Annotated in this window: 10 protein-coding genes; 4 read left to right on the top strand and 6 right to left on the bottom strand. The window is 59.3% G+C overall.

What is annotated here, in order from left to right:
- The first annotated feature begins 40 nt into the window (after positions 1-40).
- Entirely contained in the window at positions 41-220 is a 180-nt protein-coding gene (locus EP837_RS08695; RefSeq protein ID WP_066526485.1) for a hypothetical protein, read from the top strand.
- Between the two features lie 193 nt (positions 221-413).
- Positions 414-1,058: an outer membrane protein gene (locus tag EP837_RS08690; protein WP_066526484.1), complete on the top strand. Its 645-nt coding sequence runs from the start codon at positions 414-416 to the stop codon at positions 1,056-1,058.
- Between the two features lie 439 nt (positions 1,059-1,497).
- On the opposite strand, the gene EP837_RS08685 is transcribed toward EP837_RS08690, so the two are convergent.
- From EP837_RS08685 to EP837_RS08655, 6 genes are all read right to left on the bottom strand, one after another.
- On the bottom strand, positions 1,498-3,066 hold the full coding sequence (locus tag EP837_RS08685; RefSeq protein WP_225870520.1) for a hypothetical protein: 1,569 nt from the start codon (positions 3,064-3,066) through the stop codon (positions 1,498-1,500).
- A 585-nt stretch (positions 3,067-3,651) separates the two neighbouring features.
- Positions 3,652-4,083 carry a hypothetical protein gene (locus EP837_RS08680; protein WP_066526480.1) on the bottom strand — a complete coding sequence of 144 codons (432 nt, stop codon included), beginning with the start codon at positions 4,081-4,083 and terminating at the stop codon, positions 3,652-3,654.
- A 313-nt stretch (positions 4,084-4,396) separates the two neighbouring features.
- Complete coding sequence (locus EP837_RS08670) at positions 4,397-4,972, bottom strand: hypothetical protein (RefSeq protein WP_066526477.1); 576 nt, start codon at positions 4,970-4,972, stop codon at positions 4,397-4,399.
- Positions 4,969-5,472 (bottom strand): hypothetical protein, encoded by a 504-nt coding sequence (locus tag EP837_RS08665; RefSeq protein ID WP_066526475.1) that lies wholly within the window; start codon positions 5,470-5,472, stop codon positions 4,969-4,971. Before EP837_RS08665 ends, EP837_RS08670 begins: the two co-directional genes overlap by 4 nt.
- Before the next feature lie 135 nt (positions 5,473-5,607).
- Positions 5,608-5,967 (bottom strand): hypothetical protein, encoded by a 360-nt coding sequence (locus EP837_RS08660; RefSeq protein WP_066526473.1) that lies wholly within the window; start codon positions 5,965-5,967, stop codon positions 5,608-5,610.
- Positions 5,964-6,500 (bottom strand): hypothetical protein, encoded by a 537-nt coding sequence (locus EP837_RS08655; RefSeq protein WP_066526471.1) that lies wholly within the window; start codon positions 6,498-6,500, stop codon positions 5,964-5,966. Before EP837_RS08655 ends, EP837_RS08660 begins: the two co-directional genes overlap by 4 nt.
- A 336-nt stretch (positions 6,501-6,836) precedes the next feature.
- Here EP837_RS08655 and EP837_RS08650 point away from each other — a divergent pair, with 336 nt between their 5' ends.
- Together EP837_RS08650 and EP837_RS08645 are read left to right on the top strand one after the other, a co-directional pair.
- Positions 6,837-9,524, top strand: a complete 2,688-nt coding sequence (locus tag EP837_RS08650) for a PD-(D/E)XK nuclease family protein (RefSeq protein WP_066526470.1) — start codon at positions 6,837-6,839, stop codon at positions 9,522-9,524.
- Between the two features lie 2 nt (positions 9,525-9,526).
- Complete coding sequence (locus EP837_RS08645; RefSeq protein ID WP_066526468.1) at positions 9,527-12,685, top strand: UvrD-helicase domain-containing protein; 3,159 nt, start codon at positions 9,527-9,529, stop codon at positions 12,683-12,685.
- The last annotated feature ends 59 nt before the right edge of the window (positions 12,686-12,744 follow it).

Here is a 12,744-nt window from a genome sequence, read left to right as displayed (position 1 = left end):
AGCTGACGACGGGCTGTGGATAGAGCGCGTTCTCGTTAAAATGCAAAGGCAGGGACTTTTCCGGTCCATCCGCGATCAAAAGCATTGGAGCCCCGGCACCAAGCTGCTTGAGAAAACCGCAGACGGCCTTCTTCTCAAGCTCCTGTCGATCGTCACCCCGACCGATATTGAAGCGCTTCGGATCGCTATGGTCGATCGGGCCATCGTTGTCGGTGGCTGATATGGATGAAATTATCGCTCAACAGGCAAAGTGACGTTCGCGCAATCGATACCAGCATATCCTACAGGCTGGGCATCGGCTCCCAACATTCAGGCAAATTCAGAGGGTTGACGCGTTCTTGAGCGACTTCTAGATGCCCGTTCGGGTCGCGACCGTAACGATAAGATTTCGTGAACAACCCAAGGGGGATCAATTGAACAAGCTTGCAATCGCTGCGCTGGCCGTATTCGCCGGTGCCACTTCCGCTCACGCAGAAACCTTTTCCGGTCCGTATATCGGCGCACAGATCAGCCGTGATGCCTATGAAGTGAAGGCCGAAGGCACCGATCTCGGCTTTGCTGACCTCGACCTAGACGGCATCAGCGCGAATGGCGTCGGTGGCGGCCTCTATGTCGGCTACGATTATGCCCTGACGAACAGCGTTTTCTTCGGCGTTGAGGCGAATGCCAACTATTCGGGCGCGAGCGCGTCGGTGAGCCTGGATGACGGCACCGATAGCATCAGCGGCAAGGTCCGCGCCCGTGAGTCCTTCGGCGCGAGCGCTCGCCTTGGCTTCATGCTCGCCGACAGCACCGGCCTTTATGCCAAGGGCGGCTGGCAGTCGACCAAGTTCAAGCTGAGCTACGACGACGGCGTTGATGCCTTCACCGAGAAGGACACCCAGGACGCTCTCGTTTATGGCGCGGGCCTCGAAACGCGCATCGGCACTCAGACCTCGATCCGGGTTGAGTATCTGATCGAGGACTACGGCAGCGCCGGCCTCAATCGCGATCTCGACACGAACGGCATTCGCGTCGACAACAACAAGCTCTCGCTCGGCATCTCCTGGCGCTACTAAGCGTCGGCTGAGCTGACGGAGAAGGGCGTCCCGCGAGGACGCCCTCTTTTCCCGATCCTCAACTGGCCCCGCTTGTCACAGTCGGCGGGGCGCTTTTTGGGCGACGCACCGTTCATGCGGCAACGATATCGCTGGAAAGACCGGCATGATAATCTCGCAACCAAGGGCAATCCTTGGCCTGTGCGGATAGAATTCGCGCTGCTTGCGGGGGCTGCCGCTCTGATCGCAGGCAATTATCTGTACGATCGATTTTTCTGACAAGGTTGGTTTGCGCGGCAGGATCCGAAGGCGAATTGCGACCGCACGAGTGTCGGTGATGATGTCGCGTTCTTCCTATCCGAATCAGTAGGATCCCGAGCAGTTTCACGTTGCGACCCGAAGGCTTGGCTGATCCAAGTTCTTCTACTGGGGCCGGCTGAGCCGGCCCCACTTTTCCACCTCAAGCAGCTTCCCATACCCGGTTCAGAATCTGAGCGGCCATCGCCGCTTTGTCCTGCGGTAGGAAGCGCCCATAATGCTTGGCTACCATCTCCGGCGTGTCTTGGATGGCATAGCTTGCCTGCTCATAGGAGCCGGTATGTTTGAGGATGTGCGTGGCGAGAACGTCCCGTACATTGTGCGGCCCATGCGGCAGCAATCCCTTGATCGCGCCCCGCCCAGTATATGGATTGAAGACACCATAGCGTTGGATCACGAGCCTCCATGCCTCATAAAATGTGTTCTGGTTATATGATGCGTCCCGGCTGGTCCTCTTAACCGTCTTGACGAAAAAGGTGCCAGGGTCCTCCGCACCATTGAGCAGGGCGAGGCGATGCCGCTCGATATAGGCGCTGATATGGTCATAGAGGCCGCCGAGATCGGGCAGGACCAACCGAAAGGGCTTGCCGGCGAAGAAGGATGAATGGGCATTCTTGAACGCAACAGCAGGCACAAAAACTTCCCAGCCATGGTCGCGCTCGCTCCAGCGAATTTCACCGCGCTTCAGAGCCTCGAGCTGCCGTTCTGAACGCGGCAGATGCCCTCGCGGGCAGACCATCAGCTGCCGCAAGTTTTTCTGTCGCAATCCAAGATGTAGGCCCAGGCGAATGATGAGGTATGAGCGAGCCACTTCCGCGGCCGCACGCGGAAACCGCCGCGCGTCTGGGCGAAGCTTCAGAATTTCATCGGCAATCTTCAGATATTCCGCCACCGGACTCGACGCCTCCAGGATCGGCAGTATCGGCTCAAATGGATCACGATGGATCCGCGCTACCCGCTCCACTTCCTTCACTCGTGCGCCAGCATGCGCATGGAGAAAATCGCAAGCGCTCTGCCAATCGGCACGCACAGCTGCGACTTCCTCAGCCGATATAAGGCCTTCGACGGGGACAAGACGTGAAGCAAGTTCTGGATGCTGACGCAGCCAACCAGTCTCGGAACGGACCAACGCCATGGCATTGCGCAGCATGTCGCATTCCCAGCGAGTGAAGAAGCCGCGTCGCCGCTCACGCCACTGGACATACCAGTCCCAAACGCGCGGAAATATGAGCATGGCGAACGAGATGTCCTTGAGCGGCACGCCATGCCCATGAACGGCCCCCGACGGCGAGGCGGCCAAAGCGCCGAACATGAGGCCGAAATGCTCGATCTTCTGGGCCGTAGTTTCCTCGTTCCAGACGCCGATGCGCTGGAAGCCGATGTCGGTGAGGGTGGCGGTCTTGAAGCGGATAAGCTCGGTCAGCTCCAACACCAGACGAGGCGGCGCATCCACCACGCCGATATGGTCAGCTTGGTCATCGAGATTGCAAAGTTCATCGCTCGCAATCGACGCTCTCATCTGCTTGCCTGTCAGAGAAGGAAACCGGATCGCGTAGCGCAGCTTCATGGCTTGAGCCTGAAAGCGGCGATATTCGGTGGCGCCGGAGATCACGACGTTCTGAACCCAATCCAGGATCTCCTTCTGCTCCTTGAGCGACCTGGAGTTAAAATCATCGGGCAGGTGCCAAGCCAGCCGCCGCTGCTCAGCCATCGGCAGCCCCTTCACCAATAGACCCGAAGCCGCACGCGCGGGATTCGGCAGCTTCGATTTGAAGTAACCCAAGGGCAGATCGTAGCGCCGCTCAATTCGCGTTAGCAGCTCAAGGCTGGTCGTGCTTTGCGGGGTGCGACGTCCCTCGACCCACGATTGCAGGGTCGCGCGATCAAATTTCTCCCCGGGCCGAACAATACAGCGGTGGAGTTGATAATAGCTCTCGGAAAAACGCCCCAGATGGAGGACGAGCGCTTCGCGAAAAGAGGGGGGATCGACCCAATCTGTGAACTTTGGGACCGGGTGTTCCACGATCGGCAAAGGCTTGCGCCCTCGCTTCGATGAGACAGATTGATCCCCGTCGCCGTTACTCCGGCGTGTTGTTCTTAGCATCGTCGAGATTTCCAATTTGATGGTCATTATCTAGCTTGGGCTGGCGACGCCTGCGATGCAGGCGCAGAGGCATGACGGCAAAGCTTCGCCTTCAACGTACCCCGAATTGATGAAGGCAAATTCCGCGACCGTGGTCGATCACGCCCTGACAGACGTCAATACGTTCAATCTGCGCTGAACCTTACCTCGAGGCTAACGACAGATGCCGGCCGTCATGCCCCGCAACCTACCTTCTAGCCGCTGGCGTGAGGCATGCAGCGCGGTCAGCCGTTCGGCAGCCTCTTCTTCATCTATGACCATCGACTCGCGGACGGCTTCGCCCGATCTGAAGGTGAGCATTTTCAGTACCAGATGCCATCGGCCACGATGATCGACGGTCACCGTCGCCGTCCCATGGCACAATAGGGACCGGAAGGTGTGATGTAAGTTCCATTCGGCAAGTGATTTAGCTACGCCCTTCCCCTCGGCCGCGAACGCACCATTTTCACTCACCAATTCGCCCAACGCCGCGAAGCGTTGGCCAACAAGATGCGGCAGGCTCACTGCTTCGCCACGCCCAGGTACTTCCGATAGCAACAGGAGCGCTTCGCTGACGGCAGCCTCGGCTCGGGCGAATTCGTCCATGGCGCGTCCTCGCCATAAATTGACGTTGCTCCAAATTGACGGCCATGTGTCAGTCGCAGGTAGCGCCGAAGGGGTGATAGCAAGCACCGTCCGGCCTTATTCTTCATTCCTTGCTAAGCCGTTAGCCCTGATCAACGTTCAGGTTGAGCAGCGCCGTTCGCTTCCGAGGCAGGTTTGTTCATGATATGCCGGATATCCAAAAATTCCGTTGCATAGGCGAAGTGGACCACCACGAAAGCAGGTTTGCCACAGCGGAAGACAACTACCAGATCATGCTTCGCCCGAGCGCAGACGCCGGCCGGGTGTCCCCGCATCATACGGCTTCCACCCCGTTATACGCCAACCAGCTGGCAAGCGCATCAGCCGCACCTGCATCGGAGCAAGTGTCACGGGCGTGCAGCCCAAACCCATTCGCAGTCAGCCGCCGAGCTGGCACCAGGATATGGACATGGGGTTCATTCGCGGAGCCCGCCAGGAATGGTGCATGCAGGACGAGGACAGCGGCAAGTTGCAGCTCGCGCACGAAATAGCTCAGTGCCCAGGCGCGGACCAGCTCCCAATCGGCGTGGAGAGGGCGGTCGGCGTCGAGAATGATATTGAACTGAGCATAACCATTCCGTTCGATCACGGGCTGGGTAGCATCATAGCGTTCGAGCAAATAGCGCAGGTCCGCATATTCCCCTGGCGCACTGCTCGGAAGGAGAAGGTCATGCCGAGCCGCCTGATGGCCAGAGGGGTTGAGCTTCGCCAACACGGGGGCGGCAATGCCGATACGCGCCCCGTCTGACTTCCAATACCAACGCATGTAGCGGAACTGAGGATGGCCGGGCCAATCGAGATAGAAGCAAGACAATTCCTCTGGACCCGACTTCGACTTCTTCTGGGTCATGCGACGTCCCTCCCTGCCGGCTGGATCTCGGTCGCACTAGGCCGCTGAAATGAGTTCGGCAGCATCGGGGGATTGAGGAAGAGCCCCTGACTATCAGCCCTGACAGTGAAGGATTGGTCTTCATGCGCGGGAACAAACCAGACCTGTCCGCCCAAAAGGCTTTGCCGATAATCCGACAGCCACTCGCCTTCGCCATGAAAAAGAATATCGAAGCTGCATTGATATGCGTCGAACCGGACGAGCAGAGTGTCCATGCCGTAGAGGTCACCGATCTGGCCGAACAGCTGCTCGCCAAGGGGCCGAAATGCTGACGTACCAAGGATCAAGAGGTTGGCTTCCTGAAGCAGGAGCGCTCCACCCCCAAAGGCCGGATCGACGCTGATGGCCCCGCCGATTTCCCAAGCGACCTTGATCATCGCGCGCTGGACTGCGTCACGGACGAACGGGATTGTTGGCGCACCCGAGCCGGGGTGCGCGTTCATCGAGCTAAACATATTCATTATCTTCCTTTTAGGGGCGCGATCCGCTGAGCTTGGACGCGCATCACCCCAAGATTTTCATCTCATCTGCTCAGTCACCTGAGCTCTTCTCAACCGATCGAAACCGCTGCCGCTTGGTGTCGGCAGCGCTCGTCTTCAATCGTCTTTTGGGTACCGGAGATTCAGCGATATCATCGGCCGCCCGAGCGGTTTTGTGAAACCGGCCCCATGTTTCTCACAAAGGGTGGCATAGAGATAATTACCGACCATGAGTTCGCCAGCAGCGCCACACTCTTGGCACATGCGGGTCGAACGCTGCTCAGCGGCTGCAATGAGCGGCGCTGCAGCTTGGTCAGGCCGATCGATATAGACTCTCAGCTCCCCGAACTTCTCTTTGGCTTGCGTCACTCTCACCGAAATGCCAGCCGAATGCAGATCGGCCAACAGCTGGCGAAACAGCGGTCGCCATCCAGCGGGAAGGTACGATTCCCAATGCAAATTCTCGTCGTGGCTCATACGAAGTTTCCTCCGATTTCCGCGACCCAGCGAAGATCGGCGATCCGCAAGCCTGTCGCAGCAGAGACCGGATCACCAAACGGTGCTCCAGCTTCCTCTGCAACGCCGGTCGACCGAATGCTGAAAAAGCAGGGGTCGAGATCCCTATCCCGTGGATCTGCGACTACCCACAGCGGCGAATCGAAGTCGGCAGACCAGAGCCGCAGGCCCCGGTGGAGGCGGACCTCGCCGGCCCGAGCGAGGATCAGCGAAAGATAATATGTCTTCCGCGCCGAGGTGTCGCGCCCTGGCTCAAGGATAAGGATGTCCGTTCGTATCTGACGGACTGCCTCGATCAATTTGCTGAACGAAATTTCGCGACGCCAGTGACCAAGAACGAGCCCGGCCCGCTCACTGTAACGATATTGGCTCAGAATCTGCGGGAATAGCCCATCGCAGGGCTGAGTGGCCCAGCCCCCCATCTTGGCAAGCGCGCGAGCAGCATCTTCGCCGTCCGAGATCCGCTGCCGATCTTCTTCATTCACATATACCATATTTAGTCTCTTCGACTTGGCGCGGAGGCGGCTGCCCTCCGACGCCTGAGGAACATTTCACTTCTCAGCGACAGCCAAAATTCCCCCACTCAACCTCTCAAACATCCTGCTTCCAGCAGCCGCCTTGCGGGATTGATCCGGTGCCACCTTTCCGAGCAATTGGGCACAGCTTGGCGATACTAGAGGAAGGCGCCAAGGCTCTGTTTTCATGAGCCGAAACTGTGACGACCGACTTTGTCGTGGGCGCATTCATTAATGACATGACAAAGCATTTGCGCTTACGGCCAGCAATGCCGTGCGCTGACGAGGCAGCTCGCGGATGGGGGATAGTTAAGAATGAAGCTTATCTTCGGCCTTTCATGCGATGGCCCTTCCTTTCCGGATTTTCCGGGCCCGAATGAAGGCGTCTTCAATGCCGCCGTCGTGGGGCCACAAGGCCTGATAGAGATGCTCGAGGTGCAGCTTGGCCTCACAGCTCCCCGGGTGGCACATGCGGTTCGAGTTTCCAGCTACGCTGCTAAATTGCGTACCGCGCTGGCCACAGCCCCGGACCTGTTCTTCGGTCAGTCGTTCACCCTTGATCCGTGGGCCACTGCCGCATCATTGCTCGATTGGCGAGATGAACTGATCGCCGGCGGCTGGTCCGGCAGCCCTATTGGCGCCCCACGTGTTGATGCATTCGCGGTGGTGGAAGAGGCTGGTCCGCCCCTTCCCCCCGGGATCGCAGATCGCACGCGCACGCTCTGCGATGCGGTCAAGGCCCGTGCAAGCCCGCCGCTCGCTTCAATCGAGCTGGTCGAGCCCCGAGATTTGCTGCCGCCTCTCTGGCCGCGCCTTATCGATACGCTGGAGGGATCGGGGGTAGAAATCTCGCAGGCTCCTGCCTGTGCAATTTCCTCCAATGACCTGGGCCACGTGCAAGCCTTTCTCGCGGGCGGCTCACCCTCGACATTAACAGGCGATGGTAGCTTCGTGATCGTCCACGCGGACACAGCCTTGGCGGCGGCGGAAGCAGCTGCAGATTGGCTCGCCCATTGTTCTGAAGCCGAGTTGCATGGCACGGTCATTGTGAGCGCTGATGGAGACACCGCGCTGCTGGACCGCGCGCTTCAAGCTCGCGGGCTTCCCGCTCTGGGCTTGTCGGCCTCGTCGCCGTGGCGTGGAGCACTTCAGGTGCTCCCGCTCGCCTTCGCCGCTTCTTGGGCACCATACAATGCGAAGGCGATGCTTGACTTGCTCATGCTACCGCGTCCCCCCATTGCGCGACGTGCGGCGCGCAAGCTCGCCTATGCACTGAGCCGCGAGCCTGGCACAGGCGGGCCAGCATGGCTCGCTGCATGGGTTGATATCGAGTCAGATTTTGCCGAAAGGATGTCCACAGAACCTCAAGAAAAGCGCGATGCGAAGGTTGCGGCGTGGAGGCAATGGACGTCTGGAGAATTATACCCGCGGCACGAAGGCATGCCTGCGGAGGCGGCCAAGTCGATCGCTTCTCGCGTCGCGCAATGGGCGCTCGAGACGAATGCTGGAAATGCTGATCCGCTTCTTCTGACGCTAGTTGGTGCCGCGCAGGCCCTCGTGCAAGCGATCGATGTTCTGAACGTCGAGATGCTCTCTCCGCTGCTGCTAGGACGTATGACCGACCAGGTGCTTGCGGACGGCGCTCAAAACCCCAACCACATAGCGACATCGGGGGGTTTGCGTGCCGTGCGTCATCCAGGCGCCATTTGGGGCGATGCTAAGAATGTACTTTGGTGGGACTTCAAAGGTCCTGGAGAACGCGTAAGTTCATCGCCATGGACCGCCGCTGAGGTTGCTGCTCTTAAGGTTCATGGCTGCGAAATCGAATCGCCGGCCGCGATAACCGCCCGGATTGGGTGGAATAACGCCAACGCAGTGAATCGCGCTGGCGAGCGCGTCATTCTTTTCTCACCGGCGCTTTCGGCGGGGGAGGAGACGACGAGCCATCCCCTCGCCCATCAGCTGAACCCATTGACGACACCTGCTAAGGACATAATCCAATGGCCAGCAGAACAGCTATTGCACGGGCCGTCTCATGAGCTCGCAGGGTGCGAGATTCTCCGTGAAGCGATCACTCCAAACCTCCTGCCAGCACAGCGCCCTCGCTGGTCTCTGCCGGCATCTGTGATCGCCAAACTCGACGATCGCGTCGAAAGCGCCACCAGCTTCGAGCATCTTGCGGATTGCCATATGCGATGGCTCCTCCTCGACGTTTTGCGACTCTCAGGCGGCCGGGTTGCCGAGATCCCTGGCACAAGCCAGCTGCTTGGAAACCTCGCTCATGAATTAGCGAATCGCGTTTTCCCGCCAGGTCCTGTGCCGGATCCTGAAGCCGTTTTCTTGCAAGCCAACGATCTATTTGACGAATTGCTTAGCGCGATCGCGACGCCGCTTCAGCAGCCAGAATATGCGGGCGAGCTTGCATCGGCCCGGGTCAAAGTCCCAGCTGCTCTGGCGCAACTCGCACGTCTTCTACAGGCGATGGACGTAAAGGTAATTGGGACGGAAATTGAACGCGCAAGGACGTTCGTCGATGGACCGGATGTCAAGGGCCGCATCGACATGCTGATAGAGCATCCGGCTCACGGCACAGGCGTAATTGATCTGAAATGGTCGAGGAGCGCTAAAACGCGACGCAACGAGCTCGCCGAAGGTCGTTCGATTCAGCTCGCGACATACGGTGCGATAGCAAATTCCAACAGCACCACGCCTGCTCCAGGCGCATTCTATATGCTGAACCAGCGACAGCTGATCGGACTGAGCGGTTCGTTCCTGGCGGAGGAATCGGTCGAATCCGACCATAGCCTGCCCGACACATGGTCGAATCTCGTGTCGACGTGGCAGGTGTGGCGCGATCTAGCCCGGGAGGGGATTGCGGTTGCGACGGGTGCCGATGAGGCCGAGGCCCACATACCGGCCGATCTCCCGATCGAGCCGGGGACCGAACCGTGTCGCTATTGCGAACTCACAGCGCTCTGTCGCGTGGGCGTGGAGGCTAACTGAAGATGACCGCTCCCAATATCACGACCGTCGTGGCGTCTGCCGGCGCCGGCAAAACCACCCGCATTGTCGGCAACATCGCGACGGAGGTCACATCCCGTGATCCCGAGACGATCGTCGCAACCACATTCACCGTGAAAGCAGCGGACGAACTGATCGAGCGTTCCCGAGCCAAACTGTTCGAATTGGGCATGCCGGATAAGGCGGCCCGATTGCTTGGAGCCCGCTTTGGAACGGTGAATGCCATTTGCGGTCAGATTGTATCGGAGAACGCCATCGCTCTTGGGCGATCTCCGCGAGCCGAGGTCATTCCCGAAGGCAGCGTGCCCCGAATTTTCGCGATCGCCGCCGATGCCGCGATCGAGCGTCACGCGCCGACGCTGAACTCGCTCGCCGATGTCATGGGATTCTTCGAGCCCAAACGAGCCGCTGACGCTGAACGAAGTGATTGGCGGACGACCGTCAGGCGTTTGATCGAGCTAGCTCGAGCGAATGGAATTCCCGCCCAAGATCTATCCGTTTCGGCGGAGCGATCAGTCGCAACCTTCCTCGAACTGCTACCACCGGTGTCGATCCAGAGCAGTGACGATCTCGACGCAGATTTGCGAAGGGCCGTAAGTTCGGCAGTGGATGCGGTTCCCGCTGAATCGAGCGCGACTGCCAAATCCCACATTGCGTTGCTTCGCCAAACCGATTCAAGCATTCGTCGAGGAGAACGGATTTCCTGGCCCAACTGGGCTCGCCTCTCGAAGGTGAGCTGCGCTAAGAAAGATGGTCAGGCTTTCATCGACGCTCTTGAGGCAGTTGCTCAAGCAGCCGGCCGCCATCCTGCACATCCGCGGCTTCGTGAAGATTGCAGCCAGTTCATCAGGTCGGTCTTCGCCTGTGCGGCCGAAGCCCTGACCGCTTTCCAAGCTTATAAAGCAGAGCGCGGCTTATTGGACTTCACCGACCAAGAGGCGCTCGCGCTCGACGTCCTTCATAACCCGGCGATGTCCGCGGGGCTCGGTGAGCGCATTGGTCGGCTGTTTGTCGATGAGTTTCAAGATTCCAGCCCGCTTCAAGTCGCCATTTTCACAGCAATGTCCGGCTTAGTCGACGCAAGCACGTGGGTGGGAGACCCCAAGCAGGCCATCTACGGCTTCCGCAATGCGGACAGCGCCCTCACCCAAGCCGCGTTCGCGGGGGTAGCGGCGTCGTCGAGCGAATCGCAAGATGTGCTAGCGACGTCATACCGGAGCCGTGAGGGCATCATAAACCTGGTCAACGCTGCCTTTGAGCCGGCTTTGAGCGCGATGGGTCTTCAAGCGGAAGAACATGCGTTCAGCGGAACGGGTCGCAGCGAAGAAGGATTCACGCAGGCGCCGCTCGCGGTTTGGTGGCTCGAAGGAAAGCTTGAGCTTCAATATGCCGCATTGGCCGCCCAAATCCGCGAGATGGTGACGGCCGACCAACCATGGGAAGTGGCAGCCAGGCCCAAAGGCGTTCGGGCGCTACGCGCCGGAGACATCGCTATTCTGTGCCGTAGCAAAGCCGATATCGCCAAAGTATCGGCTGCGCTTAGCCAGCAAGGCGTCAAGGCAGCCGTCGAGCGTGAAGGATTGGCGCAAACACCCCACGTCCAACTGGTGATGGCCGCGTTCCGCTGGGTTGCAGATCCCACAGACCGTCTCGCGCTTGCCGAACTTGCCCGCTTCTTCACCGAGGATCCAGAATCAGAAACCTGGCTTGAGGCGCTTGGCGCTGAAAATGCCTCCGAGGCACTGCTCGCCATCGTACCCATCTCGGCGGCCCTCCAAGAGATTCGTGAGGGCATTCTGTCGCTGACGCCAGCCGACCTCGTCGATGCGATCATCCTTCTCCCTGAGCTCAATCGCCACATCGAAAGTTGGGGCGACGTGCCGGCTCGTCTCGATGATCTCGAAGCGCTTCGCGGCTTCGCTCGGAGCTATGAGGAAAGCTGCGCGGGCGAGGGATCTCCTGCGACGCCTTCTGGGCTGGCACTCGCGTTGGCTGCAGAGAACCCAGCCCGCCCGCGAAGCCTTCGGGACGATGCTGTTAAAGTCATGACCTACCATGGAGCGAAGGGGCTTGAATGGCCCGTCGTAATCCTGACCGGGCTAGGCAAAGAACCAAAGCCTCGACTGTTCGAACCCATGGCCGAGGCTGATCGTGACGTGGATTGGCAAAATCCTCTCGCCGGACGCTGGATCCGCTACTGGCCTTGGCCATATGCGAGCCAAGAAAAGGACGTATATCTCGATGCTTCAGCGCCCAGTTCGACACTTGGGAAGCAGGCTTCGATCCGATCGAGGGATGAGGAGGCCCGCCTTCTTTACGTCGGCATGACCCGCGCTCGCGATCATCTTGTGTTTGCGCCCCCAGCTAAAGGGTCACTCCACTGGTTGAAGGTTCTCGATGGGAACGAAACGGAGCATTTCGCTTTACCACGTACCGCCGGTGGAGATATCCGTGCTGGGACGAAATCCTTTCCGGCAAGAACCACAACGCTGGTATGCGGCGAAGGCGTGGAGGCTCAACCTCCGGCTGTCTCATTCGGGCGCATCACGCGACCGACGGGGCACCGAGCACCGCTTCATCGTCGCCCTAGCGAGGCTTCCAGCGGCGAAACCTTCATCATCGTGGAGAAATCTACGATTGGCCCGCGTTTGCCGTTCGCAGGCAGCCCCGACATGAACCTGCTCGGCGAAGCCGTCCACGCTATCATTGCGGCCGATCAGCCTGATGATCCGTATGATACCCGGCTTAATCAAGCACAAGCGATCCTCGATCGCTGGGGGGTGCATCAGGTTGCCGCAAAGGACGTCCTTGGGGCCAATGACCGACTGTTCGCCGAGATCTCGAAGCGATGGCCGGGCGGCCGAATTCATCGTGAGGCCCCTGTTTCAGCCCGGATCGGAGATCAGCTTGTAACGGGTCGCATCGACTTACTGATCGAGCATGACAGCGGCTTCGCCATCATCGATCACAAATCCTTCCCGGGTTCGCCGGACAGCTGGGATGCACGAGCGGTTGGGCACGGCCCGCAAATCCAGCTCTACGCTGACGCGCTCGACAAGGCGCGGCCTGGTATTCCCTGCGAACTATTCATCCACATGCCGATAGTCGGAGGCCTTCTGCAGGTGGGCACCAGTTCATGCTGATGCCTGCTTTCCGGCTCACCGCAGCAGCCATAAATTCCTTTCCCTATACCCCCCATTCA

Source organism: Sphingobium sp. EP60837 (genome assembly GCF_001658005.1).
Lineage (GTDB): Bacteria > Pseudomonadota > Alphaproteobacteria > Sphingomonadales > Sphingomonadaceae > Sphingobium > Sphingobium tyrosinilyticum.
Note: the sequence above shows the minus strand (reverse complement) of the source record. Positions and strands in the feature narration are given on the sequence as shown.

What these genes read in the sequence shown, in the direction of transcription:
- EP837_RS08695 (WP_066526485.1), top strand. Translation starts at nt 41, where the DNA reads ATGCAAAGGCAGGGACTTTTCCGGTCCATCCGCGATCAAAAGCATTGG.
- EP837_RS08680 (WP_066526480.1), bottom strand. Translation starts at nt 4,083, where the DNA reads ATGGACGAATTCGCCCGAGCCGAGGCTGCCGTCAGCGAAGCGCTCCTG.
- EP837_RS08660 (WP_066526473.1), bottom strand. Translation starts at nt 5,967, where the DNA reads ATGAGCCACGACGAGAATTTGCATTGGGAATCGTACCTTCCCGCTGGA.
- EP837_RS08665 (WP_066526475.1), bottom strand. Translation starts at nt 5,472, where the DNA reads ATGAATATGTTTAGCTCGATGAACGCGCACCCCGGCTCGGGTGCGCCA.
- EP837_RS08655 (WP_066526471.1), bottom strand. Translation starts at nt 6,500, where the DNA reads ATGGTATATGTGAATGAAGAAGATCGGCAGCGGATCTCGGACGGCGAA.
- EP837_RS08650 (WP_066526470.1), top strand. Translation starts at nt 6,837, where the DNA reads ATGAAGCTTATCTTCGGCCTTTCATGCGATGGCCCTTCCTTTCCGGAT.
- EP837_RS08670 (WP_066526477.1), bottom strand. Translation starts at nt 4,972, where the DNA reads ATGACCCAGAAGAAGTCGAAGTCGGGTCCAGAGGAATTGTCTTGCTTC.
- EP837_RS08645 (WP_066526468.1), top strand. Translation starts at nt 9,527, where the DNA reads ATGACCGCTCCCAATATCACGACCGTCGTGGCGTCTGCCGGCGCCGGC.
- EP837_RS08685 (WP_225870520.1), bottom strand. Translation starts at nt 3,066, where the DNA reads ATGGCTGAGCAGCGGCGGCTGGCTTGGCACCTGCCCGATGATTTTAAC.